At 48.6% G+C, this 216-nt stretch carries 1 rRNA gene; it reads left to right on the top strand.

The features are described from left to right. Nucleotides 1-141 precede the first annotated feature (141 nt). Nucleotides 142-216, top strand: a 16S ribosomal RNA gene (locus LRQ04_RS20545); the annotation flags it as partial.

Raw genomic sequence — 216 nt, 5'->3', positions numbered from 1 at the left:
ATTGGTTGAAATTTATGCCAGTTCTGTCATGCACCCCCGTGTGTGGTGGGCTGGTTTTCAGCTGGTTTCGAATTTTGTGCAGCCGCGCTTTCTACCGTTATTTCCGGTGGGTGTGGTTGTGTCTGTTTGATTTTTTTGTTTTCAACGGAGAGTTTGATCCTGGCTCAGGATGAACGCTGGCGGCGTGCTTAACACATGCAAGTCGAACGATGATCC

The organism is Paenarthrobacter sp. AR 02, from assembly GCF_021538675.1.
Taxonomy (GTDB): domain Bacteria; phylum Actinomycetota; class Actinomycetes; order Actinomycetales; family Micrococcaceae; genus Arthrobacter.
Note: the sequence above shows the minus strand (reverse complement) of the source record. Positions and strands in the feature narration are given on the sequence as shown.